General features: G+C 60.7%; 17 protein-coding genes. 7 read left to right on the top strand and 10 right to left on the bottom strand.

What is annotated here, in order from left to right; all coding sequences use genetic code 11:
* Positions 1-194 precede the first annotated feature (194 nt).
* From VF436_RS19125 to ttcA, 4 genes are all read right to left on the bottom strand, one after another.
* Positions 195-965: a M48 family metallopeptidase gene (locus tag VF436_RS19125; protein WP_330905642.1), complete on the bottom strand. Its 771-nt coding sequence runs from the start codon at positions 963-965 to the stop codon at positions 195-197.
* Between the two features lie 224 nt (positions 966-1,189).
* Positions 1,190-2,107, bottom strand: a complete 918-nt coding sequence (locus VF436_RS19120) for a recombination-associated protein RdgC (protein WP_330905641.1) — start codon at positions 2,105-2,107, stop codon at positions 1,190-1,192.
* Between the two features lie 72 nt (positions 2,108-2,179).
* Complete coding sequence (locus VF436_RS19115; RefSeq protein WP_330905640.1) at positions 2,180-3,379, bottom strand: amino acid aminotransferase; 1,200 nt, start codon at positions 3,377-3,379, stop codon at positions 2,180-2,182.
* Positions 3,380-3,417: 38 nt separating this feature from the next.
* Complete coding sequence (ttcA, locus tag VF436_RS19110) at positions 3,418-4,281, bottom strand: tRNA 2-thiocytidine(32) synthetase TtcA (RefSeq protein ID WP_330905639.1); 864 nt, start codon at positions 4,279-4,281, stop codon at positions 3,418-3,420.
* Between the two features lie 104 nt (positions 4,282-4,385).
* Between ttcA and VF436_RS19105 the strand changes: the two genes are divergently transcribed.
* Entirely contained in the window at positions 4,386-4,592 is a 207-nt protein-coding gene (locus VF436_RS19105; protein WP_330905638.1) for a YdcH family protein, read from the top strand.
* A gap of 6 nt (positions 4,593-4,598) precedes the next feature.
* Positions 4,599-5,207, top strand: a complete 609-nt coding sequence (locus VF436_RS19100) for a GNAT family protein (protein WP_330905637.1) — start codon at positions 4,599-4,601, stop codon at positions 5,205-5,207.
* Positions 5,208-5,356: 149 nt separating this feature from the next.
* Here the strand turns inward: VF436_RS19100 and VF436_RS19095 are convergent, their stop codons facing one another.
* From VF436_RS19095 to VF436_RS19080, 4 genes are all read right to left on the bottom strand, one after another.
* Positions 5,357-6,886, bottom strand: a complete 1,530-nt coding sequence (locus VF436_RS19095) for a S8 family serine peptidase (RefSeq protein WP_330905636.1) — start codon at positions 6,884-6,886, stop codon at positions 5,357-5,359.
* A gap of 477 nt (positions 6,887-7,363) precedes the next feature.
* Complete coding sequence (locus VF436_RS19090; protein ID WP_330905635.1) at positions 7,364-7,903, bottom strand: pseudouridine synthase; 540 nt, start codon at positions 7,901-7,903, stop codon at positions 7,364-7,366.
* 46 nt (positions 7,904-7,949) lie between these two features.
* On the bottom strand, positions 7,950-8,819 hold the full coding sequence (locus VF436_RS19085) for a methyltransferase (protein WP_330905634.1): 870 nt from the start codon (positions 8,817-8,819) through the stop codon (positions 7,950-7,952).
* A gap of 127 nt (positions 8,820-8,946) precedes the next feature.
* Positions 8,947-9,609 carry an NYN domain-containing protein gene (locus VF436_RS19080; RefSeq protein ID WP_330905633.1) on the bottom strand — a complete coding sequence of 221 codons (663 nt, stop codon included), beginning with the start codon at positions 9,607-9,609 and terminating at the stop codon, positions 8,947-8,949.
* A 291-nt stretch (positions 9,610-9,900) separates the two neighbouring features.
* On the opposite strand from VF436_RS19080, the gene VF436_RS19075 reads away from it, so the two are divergent.
* The gene (locus tag VF436_RS19075) at positions 9,901-11,163 is read left to right on the top strand and encodes an SGNH/GDSL hydrolase family protein (protein ID WP_330905632.1); all 1,263 of its coding nucleotides are present in this window, start codon (positions 9,901-9,903) and stop codon (positions 11,161-11,163) included.
* Between the two features lie 7 nt (positions 11,164-11,170).
* On the opposite strand, the gene VF436_RS19070 is transcribed toward VF436_RS19075, so the two are convergent.
* A complete protein-coding gene (locus tag VF436_RS19070; RefSeq protein ID WP_330905631.1) occupies positions 11,171-12,097 on the bottom strand; it encodes a LysR substrate-binding domain-containing protein in 927 nt (308 codons plus the stop codon).
* Positions 12,098-12,203: 106 nt separating this feature from the next.
* Here VF436_RS19070 and VF436_RS19065 point away from each other — a divergent pair, with 106 nt between their 5' ends.
* Both VF436_RS19065 and VF436_RS19060 read left to right on the top strand, forming a co-directional pair.
* Positions 12,204-12,392 (top strand): hypothetical protein, encoded by a 189-nt coding sequence (locus VF436_RS19065; protein ID WP_330905630.1) that lies wholly within the window; start codon positions 12,204-12,206, stop codon positions 12,390-12,392.
* A gap of 65 nt (positions 12,393-12,457) precedes the next feature.
* A complete protein-coding gene (locus tag VF436_RS19060; RefSeq protein ID WP_330905629.1) occupies positions 12,458-13,405 on the top strand; it encodes an aldo/keto reductase in 948 nt (315 codons plus the stop codon).
* 372 nt (positions 13,406-13,777) lie between these two features.
* On the opposite strand, the gene VF436_RS19055 is transcribed toward VF436_RS19060, so the two are convergent.
* On the bottom strand, positions 13,778-14,503 hold the full coding sequence (locus VF436_RS19055) for a hypothetical protein (protein WP_330905628.1): 726 nt from the start codon (positions 14,501-14,503) through the stop codon (positions 13,778-13,780).
* 293 nt (positions 14,504-14,796) lie between these two features.
* Here VF436_RS19055 and VF436_RS19050 point away from each other — a divergent pair, with 293 nt between their 5' ends.
* Together VF436_RS19050 and VF436_RS19045 are read left to right on the top strand one after the other, a co-directional pair.
* Positions 14,797-19,323, top strand: coding sequence for an RHS repeat-associated core domain-containing protein (locus VF436_RS19050; protein ID WP_330905627.1), 4,527 nt, complete (start codon positions 14,797-14,799; stop codon positions 19,321-19,323).
* Between the two features lie 47 nt (positions 19,324-19,370).
* On the top strand, positions 19,371-19,724 hold the full coding sequence (locus VF436_RS19045; protein ID WP_330905626.1) for a hypothetical protein: 354 nt from the start codon (positions 19,371-19,373) through the stop codon (positions 19,722-19,724).
* The last annotated feature ends 274 nt before the right edge of the window (positions 19,725-19,998 follow it).

Genomic DNA, 19,998 nt, shown 5'->3' with positions numbered 1-19,998 from the left:
CGTGATGAGTGGTCAGCAGGCCGACAAGCCAGGGCATCCATGCCTCGTGCATGGCCTGGATAAGCAGATCACGTCCCGGCCGCACGCGCCCTTGGTCTTACACGGGCACGTCAACAAGAGTGCAGGCAACCAGATCGTATCAACACGCCCCTGCTGGGCTACTCCACCCGGCAGGAGCGCATGGGATACGCGGATCAATCGGCCACGTCGGCAATCAGCCGGTCGAGCTCCGCCTTGAGAATGGCGCCGTTATGTCTCAACCAGTCACGCTGCTCGCGCCACTCGGGAAACAGGCCCTCGACCTGCACCCAGAAACGACGCGAATGACTGCGCACTTTCAAATGACACAACTCATGGGCAAGCACGTAGCGCAATGCCGCCGGTGGCGCGAGCGCCAGCGCGAGGTCGAGGTTGATGCGGTCACGAGTGTCCAGACTGCCCCACAGGCTCTTCATCGGACGAATCCGCAAGGCGGTAGGCGCCAGACCAAGTTGTGGTACATAGCCGGCTAGCCAGCGAGACACGTCGCGACGGATCTGCGCTTCGAAGTACGAAGCGAGCAGGCCGCGCGCGACGGGTAAAGCACGTGTGTGGGGGCGTGGAATGATCAGCGTCAGGCCACCCTCGAAGGGCTCCACTTTCGGATAGGGGCCTTCAGCCCATTGGAGCTGGGTGGTTTCACCGCGAAAGGGGAAATCGGTCGCGTGGCCGAGCTTGAGTGGCGGCAACGGCTTGGTGACCAGGTGCAGTTCTTCGAGCTTCTGCTCCAGCCAGTCGGCATGGCTGCGCAGGAAGGCGTTGACCTGTGCCGGATGGGTGCCATTGGGATAGGACACGCGTGCGCCCTTGGGCGTCACCGTCAGGCGCAGGCGCCGCGAACGCGGATGCATGGCCTTGAGCACACGAATGACGTTGCCACCGGAGGTGGCCAGTTCCAACCAGTCGCCTTCAAGATGCTGCGCCATGGTCTTTCCCGTTTCTGCCCGTTGCAACGTGTGCCCCTGAAGGGACTTTCTACTCTACGCCGGGTTGAGGCACTGCTGGCGCGATTCCGGCATTGTGCAGGGTAAGGTCTGAAAAACTTGTCATCCCTGTCCGGGCAGGCTCGTTCAGGTTCCCGAAAGAGCCTGAAGGACGGTCCATAAGGGCATTCTGGCTCGCTCCCAAGACCGGGCGATGACGCAGCGTCTCAGCTGTCAGCGGGACGCGGCAGGCCGAACCATTCCTCCAGCTTGCCCAGCAAGCGCTCGAGCTCGAGCGAGAGCAAGGCGAAACGTGCGTCCATTTCAGCCGCGGCATCCTGCTGACTGTCACCGAGCTCATCCAGCACGGCATCGAGGAACTTGAGCTTGCGCACGATCAGGTCTTCGCCCAGGACGAAGCTGATCCGCTCATCGAAGGTGAGACCGAGCTGGAAGACCTGCTTGCCGTTGCGCAGGTGCTCCTTGACCTCCTCGCTCTCCAGGTCCTGGCGGCGGCAGCGGGCGATGGCACCGTTGGCCGTGGCGGGGTCGCGCAGTTCGCACTCGTCGCCCAGGGCCAGCCCCCCGGGCAGATTGCCGGTCGTCAGCCAGTCGGTCATCAGCACTCTGGGGCCCTCCTCCGGTGCCAACGGCACGGCGGGGAAGCTGCCAAGGGCTTCGCGGATCTGCGTCAGCGCGTTCTCGGCGGATTTGCGACTGGAGGTGTCCAGCACCAGCCAGCCATGCTTGCGATCCACATAGGCGGACATGCGCGAGCTGCGCACGAAGGCGCGTGGCAGCAGCTCGGTGAGCAGGTCTTCCTTCAGGCGCTTGCGCTCGCGGCCACCGACCTTACGGCCTTCTTCCTCGGCGATCTTCTGCACCTTGCGTTGCAGTTCGTCATTGACCACAGACGACGGCAACAGCTTGTCTTCGCTGCCTACGGTAACCAGGGTGCAGGACTTGACCACATGGGTCATGGCCGCTTCCTCGCCCCGCCCCACCGGCGGCACGAAACCCTTAGTACCCATTTCCAGCGGACCGCAGGGGCGCAGCCTATGCTCGGCCAGGGCCTCTTCCAGGCGCTGCAAGTCATCGGCGACAACGGCGGAAAAACGGAACAGGGTCAGGTTGCGAAAGAACATGCAGGGTCCGATAGACGACAAAGGAGCCGCATCCCGGCAAAAACCGGGATGGGCACGAAGTAACGGGATAGTTTACTGGCTGACCGCCGCGACCGCCTCGACCACACGGTCGAGGTTGGCGCGATTAAGCGCCGCCACGCAGATACGGCCTGTGCCGATAGCGTAGATGGCGAACTCTTCACGCAGGCGATCGACCTGGGCCTTGGACAGACCCGAGTACGAGAACATGCCAGCCTGGCGCTGGATGAAGTCGTACTGGCCAAACCCTCTGGCGGCGAGCTTCTCGACCATGCCCGCACGCATGCCATGAATGCGTTCGCGCATCTGCGCCAGCTCGCTTTCCCACAGCACCTTGAGCTCGGGGCTGCCGAGCACGCCGGCGACGAGCGCGCCGCCATGCGTGGCCGGGCTGGAGTAGTTGGAACGAATGGTGCGCTTGACCAGCGACTGCACGCGCAACGCTTCGTCACGGTTGGCGCCCACGACGGACAAGGCGCCGACACGCTCGCCGTACAACGAGAACGACTTGGAGTAGGAATTGGCGACCACGAACGAATCGATGCCAGAGGCGGCGAACAAGCGCACGGCAGCCGCGTCGGCGTCTGTGCCCTTGTCGAAGCCCTGATAGGCCATGTCGATAAAGGGCAGCAGGTTGCGCTCCTTCACCAGCTCGACGACTTGCTGCCACTGCTCGACGGTAAGATCCACGCCGGTCGGGTTGTGGCAGCAGGCATGCAACAGCACCACAGTGCCCGGATCAAGCTTGCCCAGGTCGGCCAGCATGCCGGGGAAATCCAGGCCGTGCGTGGCGGCGTCGTAATACGCGTAGTCGACCACCTCGAAGCCGGCGGAGGTGAATACCACGCGGTGGTTTTCCCAGCTCGGGCTGCTGATGGCGACCTTGGCATGCGGCAACGCCTTGCGCAGGAGATCCGCGCCGATGCGCAGCGCGCCGCTGCCGCCGATGGTCTGCGAGGTGGCAACGCGGCCGGCCTCCAGCAGCGGCGAGTCGGCACCGAACACCAGGCGCTGGGTAGCCTGATCATAGGCGGCCAGGCCATCGATCGGCAGATAGCCGCGCGGCTTGGCATCACGCGCCAGTTGTTCTTCCACTTCACGCACCGCGCGCAGCAGCGGGATCTTGCCCTGCTCGTCACAGTAGATGCCCACACCCAGGTTCACCTTGCCCGGACGCTGGTCGGCCATGAAGGCCTCGGTCATTCCCAGGATCGGATCGCCCGGGGTCATTTCAACGGAAGCAAAAAGGGACACGGCGCTACTCACAGGTGGAAAAAAGCAGAACAGGGACCTTACTCGCCATCGGGCGCGCCGGCCAGCCATGCATGCACATCGGCAGGCATGTTGCCATCGCGCGCACCCAGCGACACGAAATCGAACAGCTGGCGATCGGCCAGTTGCGACGGCGCCACATTGCCCAGCGCGCGAAAGATCGTTTCGCTGCGGCCGGGATGCATGCGCTCCCAGTCATCGAGCATGCGTGAGACAGCCTTGCGTTGCAGGTTTTCTTGCGAACCGCACAGGTTGCACGGAATGATCGGGAACTGACGCGCCCGCGCATACTCGGCGATATCGCTCTCCCTGCAATAGGCCAGTGGACGAATCACCACGTGGCGGCCATCGTCCGAGCGCAGCTTGGGCGGCATGGCTTTCAGGCTGCCCTGGTAGAACATGTTCAGGAAAAACGTACCCAGGATGTCGTCGCGATGGTGACCCAGCGCGATCCTGGTGATGCCATTGGCCGCGGCCCAGGCGTACAGCGCACCGCGCCGCAGGCGCGAGCACAGACTGCACATGGTCTTGCCCTCGGGGATCACCCGGGTCACGGTGCTATAGGTATCCTGCTCGATGATGTGGAACGGAATGCTGCGATCGCGCAGGTACTGCGGCAGCACATGCTCGGGAAAGCCGGGCTGTTTCTGATCCAGGTTGACGGCGATCAGCTCGAAGCGCACCGGCGCCCTGGCCTGCAACGACAGCAGTATGTCGAGCAAGGTGTAGGAATCCTTGCCGCCGGAGAGGCACACCATAACCTTGTCACCATCTTCGATCATGTTGAAATCGGCGATGGCCTGGCCGACCTGATGGCGCAGGCGCTTGGCCAGCTTGCTGGCCTCGTAGGCCTGCTTGCGGGAGGTTTCGGGCTGAGCGGACATGAAGGGCAGGAAAAGGTGAGACCGGCCACTATTGTAGCTGCCCCAGGGCGCGCTGGCTGGCGTACACTTGGGTTTCCTGACGCTGTACCAAGCACCTACTCGCCATGCAGGCTCAAGATCCCGCCCAAATCGTGCATATGCTGGCCGAATTGCGGGTCGAACACCGCGATCTGGACGTGGCGATCGAACATATGGGTGCGGCATTGGGGCGCGACGAGCTGCAACTGACGCGCATGAAGAAGCGCAAGCTGCTGCTCAAGGACACCATTGCCCGGCTGGAGAGCAAGCTGATCCCCGATCTGGACGCCTGAACACCGATGCCTCTGCCTCTCGTCACCCTGGAAGACGACCACGCCATTCTCGAACCGCTCGGCCGCGACCACCAAGCCGAACTGGAACAGGCCGCCGCCGACGGCGAACTGTGGAACCTCTGGTTCACCAGCGTCCCCGAGCCGGGCACCATGGGCGCCTATATCGACAAGGCGCTGGCCGGCCACGCCGCCGGCTTCATGCTGCCGTTTGCCATTCGCGAGAAACGCAGTGGCCGGCTGGCCGGCAGTACACGCCTGTATGACCATGTTGCTGATCCGCGTCGTGTCGCCATCGGTTATACGTGGTATGCGAGGCAGTGGCAGAAGAGCCATCTCAACACCGCCTGCAAACGCCTGTTGTTGCGGCATGCCTTCGAAGAGCTGGATGCGGTCGCGGTGGAGTTTCACACCGACTTGCGCAACCTTGATTCGCAACGCGCCATCGAACGCCTGGGTGCACAACGCGAGGGTGTGCTGCGCCAGCACAAGCGTCGCAATGACGGCACGCTGCGTGACACGGTGTGCTACAGCATCCTCGATCGCGAATGGCCAGACGTGGATAAATGGCTGGGCCTGCGCCTGGCACGTCTGGCCGCCCGCCCCCCGATCGCGTAGTAGCGACTTTCAGTCGTGATGCAAGTCGCGACGACGTCGCGGCTTGGAGATCTTACTCAACAAATCTGCGACTGAATCGCAGATTGCTTCGCGACTGAAATCGCTACAACAACGTTCCGCAAATTGTTTTTTCGCAAACGAATCGGCTCTTATGGTGCTTCGCCCGACAGGCGCACGGCTTCGTATGCATTCAGGATGCCAGCACCTATGGGACGTGTCGCCGATGGCGCAATGGCGGGAGCCGACGCAGACTCGCGTAATATCTGCGCGACTGTCGCTGGTGACAGCAAAGGCCTGCCAAGTTTGATGCGATGACTTTGCATCATGGCAACGGTACCAGCAACAAGAGGTGCCGCCTGGGACGTGCCAGCCATGTTGGTATAAGTGGCCCTGGCCGGCCGGGTCACTCCCGTGTTGCCAGCCGACCAGATAAAGCCCGTCCCCACCGTGACGCCAGCTGCCGCGTCATCGCGATACATGCCGCCACCTGGCGCGGCGAGCGTGATCCCGGGGCCGTAATTGGAAAACCAGGCACGCCGACTGGATATACCGGTCGCTGCCACTGCAATCACGCCAGGGCAGTTTGCAGGCATATAGTTCGAGACGTCGGCGCTGTCATTGCCGGCCGCCACCACAACCACGGTGCCACGTTCGATGGCACCCGTGATGGCGCGTGCCATGCGGGAATCGGCCGAACAGCGGCCGATGCCGCCCAGGCTCAAGTTAACCACCTGGGCTGGATGCGTATTGGCCGGCACACCGTTGACTTCGCCACCCGATGCCCAGGTGATAGCATCGGCAATAGCGGAGTTAAAGCCACCGCAATGGCCAAGCACGCGGATGGGTAGCACTTGTGCGCCATAGGCCGCTCCGGCCAGGCCCAGGCCATTATCCGTACGCTGGCCGCCAGCCGTGCCAAACACATGCGTGCCATGCCATGAACTGGGTACGAAGGATGGCGCGCTGCACTGACCGGCCAGAATCCAGTCTCCCGGGTCCCAGGCTCCGGCAATGCGCCCGGCTACCGGGCGTCCCGACACATCCGGGTCGATGATGAAATCGTAACCCGCATCGGCCAGATCGAGAGCAAGATCCGGATGTTGCGTCACCCCGGTATCGAGGCTGGCGATGACGATACCTTCGCCGGTGGAGAAATCCCATGCACGCTGGATATTGGCACCACCATGATTGACCAATGGTTCGAAGGTGCTCAGATCCACGAAGGCCCGGCCATCGGCTGGCAGGTAATCCCATTGATAGCGACCGTGAAGCGGATCATTGGGTATGGCCTGCGCTCGAAGCAGCAAGTCCGGCTCGACAAACTTCACCTCTGGATCGGCAGCCAAAGTCTCCATGACCTGACTGGCTTCCGTCGCGCTCAACGACCGCGATGCTTCCACCAGCTCATCACCGGGAGACAGATGGCGAATGGCACGCAATTGAATGGCGGCGCTATTCGCACCCTTGGCGCCCAGCAGCGCATTACCGTGCTGCAGTGATGCAGCAGGCGCTGCTGTGCTATCACGGTAACTGACGATGAATCGCTGATAGTGCCCACCTGACTTGACGCCAGTCACATCCATCTTTGCCTGCAAGGCCGACGCGCTGTTGGCTGCCATGCTGTTGGTCGTCAGGAGTACAGCGATGCTGGCCGCCAGCCAAGTTAAGCAATAACGCATGATTTCCATCCTCCTTGATATTCGGGCCATACCCGGCGCCGCGGCTAACACGAAAAATGTAAAGGCGAGGCAACCAAAACGTAACGCTTCCCCGACCACGACCCATGTCAGGTACCACGCTACTGATGTATCGGGCCAAGACAATCCGGAACCCGAGCCATGAGCTTTCCTGTCTGCCAGGTCCGGGGGCGCAAGACCATCCGTGAGCTTTACGGCTCCTTGTAACGACAAGACAGGAACAGCGTCGCGCTTCGCCCTTGTGACCGACACAGACTCGCCGCTCCGTCCCGTCGTCGGTGAAGGGGCAGGACAGGAGAGGATCTCGAAGACCCAGGCCTTTACGCCGATCGATCCCCAGCACCCTCCCCGGTGAGCTGGCTATGAGGGAGCGACAAACGCTGGATTATGGTGCTGTGCTTTCCGGGAGCATGGGCCGGAATGACGACTTCGATGAGAGGGTTTTCGAGGTCTCAATATTCAAGGAATCGCCAACTGGCGCGTCTGTCCAGGCTCAAGCCCGTCGAGGTCGTGACCGCCTACACGAACGCGGATCAGACGCAACGTGGGAAAACCGACTGCCGCAGTCATGCGACGCACCTGGCGATTGCGGCCTTCGCGCAGCGTGATGCTCAGCCAACTGGTGGGAATGGCCTTGCGAAAGCGCACCGGTGGATCACGTGGCCACAACCAGTCAGGCTCGGCGGCATGCGTGGCCTGGGCCGGGCGCGTGGGGCCATCATTGAGCGCGACGCCGCGTGATAACGCGGCTAGGGCCTCGTCAGTGATTTGCCCATCTACTTGCACCAGATAGGTCTTGGGCTGCTTGTGACGAGGATCGGTCAGTCGATGCGCCAACGCGCCATCATCGGTAAGCAGCAGCAAACCTTCACTATCGTGATCCAGTCGCCCGGCGGGATAGACATTCCTATGCCGCACGAATTCAGCCAGCGTACGCCGGCCTTCCTGATCGGTGAATTGGCAAAGTACGCCATAGGGTTTGTTCAATGCGATCAACATGGCGTCACTGCTCAGGCGGCGCCCCGAAGGGCGCGCCGCCGAGATGTCAATGCGACGCAGGCGCCGGCTTGACGAAGCGCAGCGTCATGCGATCGGACTCGCCGATAGCCTGGTATTTTGCCTTGTCCTTGTCGCCCAGTGCATAGGTCGGCGGCAAGGTCCACACACCTTGCGGATAATCCTTGGTGTCCTTGGGATTGGCGTTGATCTCGCTGGTTTCCTCCAACTTGAAACCCGCGTCGGTCGCCAGCTTGATCACATAGGCCGTGGGCAGGTAGCCGCTCTTCTTGACTGCATCGAGCGACGCCTTGTCCGAGGCGCGATGATCGACCACGCCCAGTGTGCCGCCCGGGCGCAAGACATTGAAAAACGCCTTGAACATCGCTGGCGCGTTGTTGGCCATGACCCAGTTATGCACGTTGCGGAAAGTCAGCACCATATCCGCCGAACTGGCAGCACCCAGCGACGGCGCCTTGGGGTCGTATTCGACGAAGGCGGCTTTGCCGTAATGCGAGGGATCGGCGTCGAACTTCTGATGCAAGGCCGTGGCGTCCTGGCGTGCCTCGCCATTGTTGGCCTTCTGGATGGCGGCGATGTAATGGCCGTTGTCCTTGAGCAGCGGCGCGAGTATTTCGCTGTACCAACCGCCGCCGGGCGTGATCTCGATAACCGTGTAGTCGGGTCGGATGCCGAAGAACTCCAGCGTCGCCTTGGGATGACGATATACGTCACGCGCGCGGTTGGCGGGCTGCCGCCAGTCGCCGGCCAGTACGGTATCGAGCTGGCTGGAGGTGAAATCATGGGCGCTGGTGGGCGGCACCAGGTCACCCGGTTGATCCTGGGTTTGCTGGGCGTGCACGGTCATGGTGCTTGCCGCAAGCAAAGCAGCCAATCCCAAGGTTAGACGGTTCTTCATCGACAACTCCCTTTTCTGACACTTGACAGGCTAGCACGCGGCAGGTCGCAAGCCACGTATACAAATGGTGTAGAACGCCACTTACGGCGACCTGTCATTGAGCACTCGATACACACCGGGCACCCGGTTAGAACGGCCTGGGACAAACCGACTGCAGGCCATCGATGTGTTCATGCAGATCCGGCGCGATGCCTTGCCACATGGGATCGAGAATGAAGTCGATACCTTCGTAGCGAGCCAGTTTGGCCGCTGGAATAAAGTCGGCATCACCGGCCACCAGGATGATCTGATCGACCAACTTCTTATACGTCAACGCGGCGATATCGATGCCGATCTTCATATCAACCTGGGTCTGGCGCATATCCGGCTCGAAGTGCTCGTCACCCAGGTCGTCCCAATGCAGATTGCCATCGCGCAGTTGCTGGTAGGCATAACGCTTGAGCTGCCACTCGCCGCGTTCGGCCAAGCGGCCCAAGCGCAGCGCCAATTTACGCTGGCGACGCAACTGGTCGTGCAGATCGCGGCGAAATGACGCCGAACCAGTGCGACCGAAATCGATGGTGTCACCGCTGATCGGCTTGATGAAGCTCTTGTCCAACGGCGGGCAATCATAGAAAAAAATGCGATAGAGCGCTTCGCGGGGGCGATCGAGCGCCTTGAGGTGCTCCAGAGCCATGCCGAACACGGTTTTGGCCACCGTACGCGCGTCGTTGGCGTCTCGATCGCCCCACACCTTGCGGTAGCGAGCGAGGAAGAAAGCACCATCGACCAGGATGGCAGTGCGATTCATAGGTGACATTTATTTATTGACCCTAAAAATGAAAATAAAATCATGTCTCATGACAGGATTGGCAAACCGGGAATTTTAACCGTTTCTATTAAGACAGGCATAGATTGCGCGAGGCTTCCGGCCATCGCGACCCTCCCGTCCATTCAGGTCGGCATTGGCGCATGCCCTCAACACCCTACTGACAAGACCACAGCAACTCAGTCAATAACCTAAGTTTCGCATGGTCTGTAGCCACTACTTGCCATCCCAGGAGTCCGCTGCAATACCAGCTCCACCCATGAGGAGTTCGCGATGCAATATTTACGACAGATGGCCGGCTTCGTGCTATTCGTGCTAACGGGGGCCGCACACGCCTCGGCGACGATCTCCACTCCCCAGCAACTCTATGTCCCGCAGAGCAACCCGCCCTCTTTGAGCAAAGCGGCGGCAGGCGCCGATACCTATACGTACCTGCGCTGCCATTATCGCGATGACACCTCCGTAGGCGCCACCAGTACACGTTACGAATGGGCGCTTGATGGCGCAGGTGCCTGGTACCACGTGCAAGGTTATTGGGCCGGCAGGATCACCCCTGGGGCCAACATGTTCTATACAGAAACATCGATATCCGCACTGCGAGACACCTGCCGCCAGACGCTGGACCGGCGCGGCATCCACGCCGATGTGGTGATGGTCGCCGCATCCGACAGCGCCCTGTCGCCATTCAATTACTCGCTCTGGACACAGCATCCTGGTGACGCCTCGAAGATATCCGATCGGGTCATAAGCTTCGGCGACAGTCTCAGCGACACGCACAATATCTTCAGCGCTTCGCTAGGCTTGCTGCCGGCCTCTGGCAGCTGGTTCCTCGGCCGCTTCAGTGACGGCCCCGTATGGACCGAGCACCTGGCCAAGGCCTTGGATCTTCCCCTGGTGAACTGGGCAGTCGGGGCAGCCGGAACCAATCAACACTTCGCATTTCCTGGGTTTCCACAACAGGTCGACTCATGGTTGCAATACTCCGCCAATGCCAGGAACTACGAGCCGGCGCGCAGCATCTTCACCATCATGTTCGGCGGCAATGACTTCATCAACCGTGACGTATCACCTTCCGATGCGTTGAAGCATATGGAAATCGGCACGCGCAAGCTGCTCGACGCCGGCGCGCGCAAGTTGCTTATCGCCAACCTGCCGGACATTACCCAGGCTCCGGTATTCGCGCAGCGTTCCGATGGGCCCGCCGTGGCGGCCAAGGTCGCTGAATTCAACACCGGACTGGCAGCCATGGTGAACACGCTCTCGGAAGCATACGCCGCCGACATCGTGCTGTTCGATGCGGCTTCACTCTTTGACGAAGTCATGAGCAGTCCCGAGCCATTCGGTTTCAGCAATACCGCCCAGTCATGTCTGCACATCGAGCGGGATGCTGCATCCAACTACACGAAAAACCTTCCGCGCCGCCCGGGCTGCGACCCAGCGCACTATGTGTTCTGGGACCTGCTGCATCCCACCTCACGCACGCACGGTGTGCTCGGTGAAACTGCACTGCGCGCCATGCCGGAAGGCTGGCATTAAGCGCTGATCACCGGCGAGCGCGAGGCACATGCTTGCGCTCGCCGGACACCGCGCCCATGGTCTGCTGGTAACGTACCGCCTCGGCATGGACCCAGTCGCGAAACTGGCGCAAACCCACGTGATCGAGACGATCGGCGGGATACACCAGATGATAGCCCTCGGGAATCTTCAGATACCGACTTCCCAACAGGCAAAGCAGCCCAGCCTCGACCAATGGCCTGGCCATGACCATGCGCCCCAGCGCCACGCCCATGCCTTCCACAGCAGCGCGCTGCAAGGCATCGGTCGTATCGAACTGCGCCACGAAACGATGCGGCATCGGCGTATCGGTGTGCTCGCTCCACTCCTTCCAACGCCCGCTCGGATCACCTAGCAAAGGCCATGTGGATAGATCTTCTGGATCTGCATCGCGCATACGTTCCATCAGCGCAGGCGCCGCCACTGGCGCTATCCATTCGTCGAACAGGCGCTCGCTGACCAATCCATGCCATGGGCCCAGGCCGTAGCGAATGACCACGTCCACTGGATCGCGGTCGAAATCGACCAGGTCCGTGCTCGACTGCAGGTTCAATTCAAGTTCCGGGTGCGCGGCCACCAGTTGCGGCAGGCGCGGCACCAGCCAACTAGTCATTACACCGGGAATGGTGTTGACGGTGAGCGCCTCGTCGCGCCGGCAGCGATAAGCGGCCAGCGCACGATCCATGCCCTCGATGTGAATGCCGATGGCGTCGAGCAGGCGTTGGCCCTCAGGCGTCAGTTGCACGCCGCGTGGCCCGCGATCAAACAGCTTGCGCTCGATGCGTTGTTCAAGCTGGCGCATCTGGTGGCTGAGTGCGCTCACGGTCAAGTGCGTCTGTTCGGCCGCGCGCGAGAAATTACCGGCACGGGCCGCCACCACGAATTGCTGCAGGAGGTCCAGCGATATGCGGGGCATCTTGAATCCCATTCAAGCCTGGCTTGCCAATATATCGCTTTTTGGCGCAACTGAATCAGCCTACCTTGAACAAACCGTCAAACAAGGTCTATCGAGGAGGGGTGCCGTGAGCTCACTGGAAACCAACATGCTGTTCTTGCACGGGCATATCACCAGCGTCGACCTGGCCCGGCGCATGGCCGATCTGCCGCCCACGCCACCACCGGACGAAAAGCCAGGCCCCAAGCCGAAACCGCGACCACGCCCCATGCTGCTGTGGGTAGCGCATTTGCGCCGTGGACTGGGCGCGGCTTGATTCACGCCACGGCGCCACCCACTCGGAGAGAATCACGTCTTGTGTCGATCCCGAGGAGCTCCATCATGCAGCAGCGTCAGCTAGGCCGTTCATCACTATCCGTCGCCCCCTTGGCCTTTGGTGGCAATGTCTTCGGCTGGAGCATCGATCAGGCGCGCTCGTTCGAACTGCTCGATGCCTTTGTCGATGCCGGCTTCAATCTGATCGATACCGCCGACATGTACTCATCCTGGGTTCCGGGCAACCACGGCGGCGAATCGGAGACCATCATCGGCGAGTGGCTCAAGCGTAGCGGCAAACGTGACAAGGTGGTGATTGCCACCAAGGTCGCCAAATGGGACCGCCACCCCGGCCTGTCGGCCATCAATATCCGCCAGGCCGTGGAGGGCTCGCTCAAGCGTCTGAACGTGGAACAGATCGATCTGTACCAAGCGCATGCCGATGATGCCTCCGTGCCGCTGCTGGAAACATTGGGGGAATTCTCCCGCTTGATCGAGGAAGGCAAGGTGCGTGCGATCGGTGCATCGAACTACAGTGCCGATCGCTTTGCCGAAGCCTTGAAGGTATCGAAAGCCAACAACCTGCCGCGTTATGAGAGCCTGCAACCCGATTACAGCCTGGTCAGCCGCCAAGGCTACGAAAGCGGCCTGGAACCGATCGCACGCGCCGAGCAGATCGGCGTGATCGGGTATTACTCGCTGGCCAGTGGTTTTCTCAGCGGCAAATACCGTAGCGAAGCCGACCTGGCCAAGAGCTCGGCTCGCAGTGGCTCGGTCAAGAAATACCTCAATGCCCACGGGTTTGGCGTGCTCAAGGCATTGGATGATGTCGCCGCCGCACACAAGGCCACACCGGCACAAGTGGCGCTGGCATGGCTGATGGCGCGCCCCGGCGTCACCGCACCAATTGCCAGCGCCACGACGGTGACGCAATTGCAGGAGCTGCTCGGTGCCGCGCAGTTGCAGTTGTCAGCCAACGAGATCGCGCAACTGGATGCCGCCAGCGCCGATTGAGCCCCTTCGGCGTTGCGCTGGAAGCGATTTCAGTGGCGATGCGAGTCGCGGCTTGAAGGTTTCGAGCTGTGATGCGCAACTTGAATCGCGAATCGCTTTTCGCCGCTGAAGGGTAGCTCGAAAAAAAACCTGTCATCGAAGTCATCATTCCGGCGAAGACGGGAATTCAATGCACCATGGCGACGGATAGCATAGTTTTTTGGAGGTTCCCTGAAGTCGCACCTTGCATCGCGCGTAAGGAGCGAATTCATTGGCGATGCAATCTGCAATCCAGTCGCCGATCGGGATCTTGAAACCTCCAGGGCGCGGCAAGGTAACGAGAACCGGCCCTCTTGCCGCTTGCGCTGAGGGAGAAGCCCGAATCGCAAGGCCTCATCCCTTTGACGCGCACTGCGTATTCCACTGCGTCATGATCTGCTCAAGCCCCTTGAGTTCGGCCAGCAGATCCGCCGACCGTTGCAGCACGCGCTCTCGCTCCTCGACGGTCATCCCATCCGGAGATCCGCTTATAAACACCGGGGATATCGCCTGCGACTGTCGCTGGAACAAATCCATCGCCTGCGTGTTGATGATCTGCTGCTGCGCATAAATGCCCGCGAAGCACTGCACCTCACCGTAATCCATGAAACCCAGCGCACCGGTGTCGCGCGAGGTGGTCCATGCGGTGTCCGACAGGCGCGACCAGTCCAGGCTGTATTGCAGGCGCTCGTTGTCGGGCACCTTGCCCGTGGTACGCAGTGCCGCGAGAACCTGCAAGTTCTTCGTCATCCTTGTCATGTCCGCGCGCACGTCGGTCAGGTTCTGCTGCAACTGGGCGCGGTTTTCCGTAATCTCCTGCTGGAGATTGTCACGCGCCTCGTGTACCAGCGAACGATGGTGATGCCACTCGACCAGCGACTCCAGACTCAACGCAATGAGCAAGCCCACGCTGACAATGGCGATATGCGTGAAAAATTCGCGCCACGAAGTGACCGGATGCGCAGGAACGTGCACTTCCATAGTGGATTTCTGCCCTGTATCGGAGGCGTGGATGTCTTCGGAAGACTCTTCAGCCGCTGATCGATCAGTAGCGGCTTGCGGTGGTTGCGGCTGCGTCACATGACATTCCTTATGCCAACGTCTTGGCCTTCATGAGGCTCGTCGTTCGCGACAGAGGTATCGCAACCCCGCCCTGCCCGAGTCGCCCCCGTCCCGGACCATAAGAAGACCCGGCAAGATGGCAATACCTGCATGCGTTTGTCGATCCAACGGCCACGGGACTTTTCAACGAGTTCCTCGATCGTAATTTATTGCGAAATGTAGGCTTTCCCTTACTTAATATAACTCCCCAAACTGACATCGTTCGACGATACATTGCCCAGGCCAAAACGGAACTTGGAACAGGGGTCATCATGTCTAGTCGGTCGCGCGCAAACCGTGGTTTGCGCGGCTTTGGGATATCTGTCTTTCTGCTGCTATTGGCGCTGCTGGCACCGGCAACCGGCCTTGCCCAGCAATCGTGGTACTACGATGCCCCCTATTACGACGGCGACCTGGCGCCCGGATCGCTGAACGATCAGCAGTTCTCCAGCTATGGCGCGGCCTACGAGGCAGCCAGCACCAAGATCCACGCCAATTGCCCCACCTGCTGGATGCGCGTCAAGTACGAGACGCTGACGGCAGACAATTTCACGATGGCGTTGATCCAGTCCTGCGCGGCTGACGATCCGGCGTGCTCGCCCTGGGTCGAGCAGAAGCCGATCTATGCGACCAAGTACACCAATAACATTCCGCCGAAAAACACTGGGCTTTGCCCATCCTGCGACGGTGGCAAAGGAAGCAGCCAGATGGCTTCCACTGCCGGTGGTGCCGGTTGCCAATGCGCAGCCAAGGCCGCCGCGACCATGGGCGCGCCCGTCGGCGGCGATCCGATCAACCTGGCTACCGGCAATAAATACCAACAGGATGAAGACTATACCGGCGGCGAGCTGACCTTCCGGCGCTTCTACAACAGCGTAACCTCTGTGCAGCCGTCTTCGCTGGGCCCCCAATGGCGCCATTCCTTTGATGCCTCGCTGGAGTTCAATCGCCTCGACCCAGGCGGCATCAGCGGCGCGCAGAACATCCTGCTGCACCGCCCTGACGGTAGCGCCGAGAGCTTCCAGAAGCAAACGGGAACCTGGGTATCCGACGTCGATGTCGTCGATACACTCACCGAGCAGGACGACGGCAATGGCAATGCGATGTCGTACACCGCCTTCATCGCCGCCACCCTGGAGCATGAGATCTATTCCACGGACGGCCGCATCCGTTCGATCGTGTCGCCGTCCGGCGCCGTCACCACCTTCGTCTACAGCGATGGCAGCACGCCAGCAACGCAAGCACCCACCACGGGCTTGTTGATTGCCGTAACCGCTCCCTCCGGACGCAGCCTTGGCTTCTTCTACGATGGCAGCTCACGCTTGACCGGTGTGGCACTGCCCGATGGCGGCTCGCTCAGCTACGCCTATGACACGCAGGGCCGGCTGGCATCGGTGACCTACCCGGATAGCCACTCACTTCAGTACATTTATAACGAGTCTTCGCTGACTTCCGGCGGCAACTTCCCCAATGCATTGACCGGTGTGATCGACGAAGCCGGCGTTCGTTATGAAACCACCGGCTACAGCAGCGGCGGCAAGGCCGTGACGACGCGCTTCGCGTTAGGCGCGGACGCGTTTTCCGCCAGCAACTCGACGACCGCGCTCGGCGCTCAGTTCGGTGTCGACTGGACCAGCGTCCAGGGGGCATACAAAGTCACCAACAGCTATTTCACCTGCGGCAACCTGTGCTTCCAACCCTGGAAGACCATCAGCTACGACGGCAATGGCTGGCCGTCCAGCTACAAGGACTTCAACAACAACATCACCAACACCACGTATGTGGGCGGCCTGCTGACCCAGCGTGTCGAAGCCGCTGGCAGTTCCATCCAGCGCACCACCAGGACCACCTGGGATACCGGCCTGCGTGTACCGTTGACACGGACATGGCTCGATGCTGCCGGCAACACCGTGGCCAAGGCAGGATGGGCCTATAACGCGCGCGGTCAGGTGCTCGCCAGTTGCCAGGCCGATCCCACCATCAGCACCGCACTCAGCTATACCTGCTCGGCCGCCGGCAGCGCACCGGCCGGCGTACGCCGCGTCCTGAACACCTATTGCGATGTGGTGGACAGTACGCAGTGCCCGATCATCGGCCTGCTGTTGACCGAGACCGGGCCACGCACGGATGTCAGCCAGACAACGAGCCTCGCCTACTACCTGACCGATAGCGTCGACGCCCGTCACGGCGACCTGAAATCGATCACCGACGCGCAGGGTCATAGCATCACATTCCTGGCTTACGACGGCAGCGGGCGCGTCACCCGCATCCAGGATGCCAACGGCATCGTCACCAGCGTCGCGTATACCCCGCGCGGCTGGGTGTCTTCCACCAGCAAGGCCGGTGCCACGACCCGTTACACCTATACGCCCTACGGCATGGTCCAGACCGTGACCGACCCCGATGGCGTGATGCTCACCTTCGGCTACGATGATGCGCACCGCCTGACGCGTATCTCCGACACCCAGGGCAACAGCATCCAGTACACCCTGGACGCCGCCGGCGACCGCACCGAAGAAGACACCTACGCCGCCGGCAACACCACGCCCGTGCACGTGCTCAAGCGCCAGTTCAACAAGCTGGCCCAGGTCACCGCAATCATCGACGGCTTGAACAACAAGATCTTCGATGCGTCCCAGTCGGGCGACTACGATAGCGCCGGCAACCTGATCAAGTCGCGCGATGCGTTCAACATCCAGACGCGTCGCACCATCGATGCCCTCAACCGGGTGACTTCGACCATCCAGAACGACGGCGGCAGCGATACCGCCACGCGCAACACCACCATGACGGTCGGCTACGACGCGCTCAACCGCACCACCTCGATCAAGGACCCCAGCAACCTCTCCACCACGTATGGCTACGATGGCCTCGGCAACAGCACTACGCTGCAAAGTCCGGATACGGGTACCAGCGGCAATACCTACGACATCGCCGGCAACGTGCTCACTCATAAGGATGCACGGCAGATCCAGAGCACGTACACCTACGACGCCCTGGACCGCCCGCTGACCACGACATATCCGGATGCCAGCGCCAACATCAGCTATCACTACGACGAACCGGACGCTGTCACCGGTTGTAGCGGCTCATACCCCATCGGCCGACTGACTCGCATCATCGAAAGTGCAGTCACCACGACCTACTGCTACGACGCGCGCGGCAATGTCACCCGCAAGACCCAGGCACAGGGTGGCCAGACCGATGTCGTGGCCTACAGCTACACCGCCGCCGACCGCCTGGCGCAGATCACCAGCCCTAGCGGCACCGTAACCCAATACGGCCGCGACAGCCTGGGACAGATCACCACCGTCACCGTGACACCGGCCGGGGGCGCCGGCCAGACCGTGGTCAGCGGCGCCACCTACCTGCCCTTCGGCCCGATCAGCGGCTACACCCTCGGCAATGGTCAGGTCGTGGCGCGCAGCTATGACGCCAACTACCGCATGACGGATCTCACCAGTCCGAACTTCAACCTGCACCTGGCGCGCAACGCGATGGGCAACGTCGCCGCACTCGGCGATACCCCAGGCGCCAACCCGGCCACCGAAACCTACAGCTATGATCCTCTGCAACGCCTGACCGCGCTCAAGGACGCTTCCGGCGCAGTGCTCGAGTCGTACACGTACAACCCCACCGGCGACCGCCTCAGCAAGACCAGCACCATCGGCGGCGCGGCCACCGGGACGTACGGGTATCAGACCGGCACCCACTGGCTGACCAGCATCGGCAGCTCCGCGCGCAGCTACGACGCGAACGGTAATGTAACGGGGAACGCGGTCGCCAGCCAGACTTACGGTTACGGCTACAACGCGCGGAATCGATTGAGCGTGGTCCAGGCCAATCAGCAGACTGTGGGCACTTACACCTATAACGCTGCTGGGGAACGCGTTGCCGAAGCTGTGACCGTGCCCCAGGCGGTCAACAAGCGATTTGTCTACGATGCCAGCAGCCAGTTGATCGGCGAATATGGAGCGACCAGCCGTGACTACATCGCGATGGGAAGTCTACCGGTGGCCGTGGTAGACACGTCCAGCGACGCAGTAAGCGTGAACTACGTGATCGGCGATCAGTTGGGGACGCCACGATCGATTCAAAACTCTTCTGGCAGCGCAATCTGGCAATGGTCGTATTCCTCTAATCCGTTCGGAGAAAAGCCTTCGACGACAACGGCCTATGCCTTTAATCTCCGATTTCCTGGTCAGTACCACGACGCCGAGAGTGACTTGAGTTACAACATCAATCGCGACTACGAGGCAGCAACCGGGCGCTACATCCAGAGTGATTCGCTGGGATTAATGGCGGGCCCAAGCACATATGCGTACGTGGGGAGTAATCCACTCAGCTTTGTTGATCAACTCGGATTGGTGATGTCGCCGTTGCGGGAATGCGGAGGTAACTTGGCAGGCTGCGGTGACATGATGCCGCAGCCCGATCCTTGCGACGATTCCGGGGCCAGATATTGGGATGGCTATCGCAATTTCGTCTCTCAGTATGGAATAAACGTGGGCCCTGGGATTGCCGCTCTCGGAGCGGGAGTTATGCCAAAGGTGTGGGCTCCGGCAGGTAATTTTCGTGGCCCGTTGCTTGGGTCAAAAAACTTGCTGACAAGCGTTGTGCGAGGAACCACAGGTTATACCTCGCCTTTGGTTGAAGATGTCGCAACAGGCGTGGCTTTGGCTGCGACGTTCGTTGCGGCATATGACGCCACTATTGAGGTAGAGGGTTTTATCTATGCGCCAAGTGAAATGTCGCCTTCGCAACAGACTGGTTCGTCATGCGGCTGCGGAAAGCACTAATTATGTCCGGAATAATAATCTTTAGCGGGTTGATAGCGACTGGAATCGTGGCTGGGCTTATTGGCCGATATTTGTCAGGCAATAAGTTTAAACAGCGACGGCCACTTCTTTTGAGTGAAATTGTCAAAGGACTTCCCCCGGAAGTACCTCAAAAAGAAGCGTTCGATGTCTTAACGAAAGTGGGGGAATCGTTCGGCGTTCAGCCTGAGCTTCTTCGGCTTGAGGATTCTATTTCTACGCTGACTGGAATGGATTCTTGGAGATTGGGTCGAGGGCAGGAGATTTTTGAGGCGTGGTTGAGAGGCCTTGGCGTAAATCGCTTGCCGAACGACTTAAAGACCATTGGCGATTTGATTGCAGCAGTGGCATCGTCGCAGCAAAAAGGGGACGGAGATCATTAAGCGGACCTGATTGGTGTCAAACTCGCGGACAGATCGGGTCATGTTTACTTCCAGACTTTAACAGTTATCAGGGATGGGCTCACTGCTTACAATGAATGCGATGCCGTCTATTTACTTAGAACGAATGTCTTTCTGAACCGCCCCGGGCTTCCCGGAGGCTGTTTGATTTGAGTCACGCTGCTTTGCACAGTGCGCTCTGGGGTGGATAGTAATCGGCTTCGGCTTGCGCGGGTGTCCGGTAATCAATCGACGAGAGCAAGCGTCGATGGTTGTA

Origin of the sequence: Dyella sp. (assembly GCF_036384435.1) — a bacterium.
Lineage (GTDB): Bacteria > Pseudomonadota > Gammaproteobacteria > Xanthomonadales > Rhodanobacteraceae > GSA-30.
The sequence above is the reverse complement of the archived record's forward strand: the minus strand, read 5'-3'. Positions and strand labels throughout refer to the sequence as shown.

Coding starts and splice junctions, on each gene's coding strand:
- VF436_RS19100 (WP_330905637.1), top strand. CDS start 4,599: ATGCCTCTGCCTCTCGTCACCCTGGAAGACGACCACGCCATTCTCGAA.
- VF436_RS19085 (WP_330905634.1), bottom strand. CDS start 8,819: ATGAAGAACCGTCTAACCTTGGGATTGGCTGCTTTGCTTGCGGCAAGC.
- VF436_RS19105 (WP_330905638.1), top strand. CDS start 4,386: ATGCAGGCTCAAGATCCCGCCCAAATCGTGCATATGCTGGCCGAATTG.
- ttcA (WP_330905639.1), bottom strand. CDS start 4,281: ATGTCCGCTCAGCCCGAAACCTCCCGCAAGCAGGCCTACGAGGCCAGC.
- VF436_RS19120 (WP_330905641.1), bottom strand. CDS start 2,107: ATGTTCTTTCGCAACCTGACCCTGTTCCGTTTTTCCGCCGTTGTCGCC.
- VF436_RS19095 (WP_330905636.1), bottom strand. CDS start 6,886: ATGCGTTATTGCTTAACTTGGCTGGCGGCCAGCATCGCTGTACTCCTG.
- VF436_RS19125 (WP_330905642.1), bottom strand. CDS start 965: ATGGCGCAGCATCTTGAAGGCGACTGGTTGGAACTGGCCACCTCCGGT.
- VF436_RS19080 (WP_330905633.1), bottom strand. CDS start 9,609: ATGAATCGCACTGCCATCCTGGTCGATGGTGCTTTCTTCCTCGCTCGC.
- VF436_RS19070 (WP_330905631.1), bottom strand. CDS start 12,097: ATGCCCCGCATATCGCTGGACCTCCTGCAGCAATTCGTGGTGGCGGCC.
- VF436_RS19075 (WP_330905632.1), top strand. CDS start 9,901: ATGCAATATTTACGACAGATGGCCGGCTTCGTGCTATTCGTGCTAACG.
- VF436_RS19090 (WP_330905635.1), bottom strand. CDS start 7,903: ATGTTGATCGCATTGAACAAACCCTATGGCGTACTTTGCCAATTCACC.
- VF436_RS19060 (WP_330905629.1), top strand. CDS start 12,458: ATGCAGCAGCGTCAGCTAGGCCGTTCATCACTATCCGTCGCCCCCTTG.
- VF436_RS19050 (WP_330905627.1), top strand. CDS start 14,797: ATGTCTAGTCGGTCGCGCGCAAACCGTGGTTTGCGCGGCTTTGGGATA.